Annotated in this window: 1 pseudogene; it reads left to right on the forward strand. The window is 49.6% G+C overall.

The annotated features are described in order from the left end of the window. A pseudogene (locus QN347_RS20710) lies at nucleotides 1-244 on the forward strand (tRNA (N6-isopentenyl adenosine(37)-C2)-methylthiotransferase MiaB); the annotation flags it as partial.

The following is a 244-nucleotide window of genomic DNA, read 5'->3' on the forward strand; positions in this document are numbered from 1 at the left end:
TAAGCGCAACAAGCCTGATCTGATTATCGGTGTCGGTGGCTGCGTCGCCTCGCAAGAAGGTGCGGCGATTATCAAGCGTGCGCCTTATGTTGATGTGGTATTTGGTCCGCAAACTTTGCATCGTTTGCAACAATTGCTGAATGATCGTCGTACCAGCGGACGTTCGCAAGTCGATATCAGTTTTCCTGAAATTGAAAAGTTCGATCATTTGCCTCCTGCGAAAGTAGAAGGCGCGACGGCGTTT

The organism is Sphingomonas sp. 10B4 (assembly GCF_035019905.1).
GTDB lineage: Bacteria > Pseudomonadota > Alphaproteobacteria > Sphingomonadales > Sphingomonadaceae > Sphingomonas > Sphingomonas glacialis.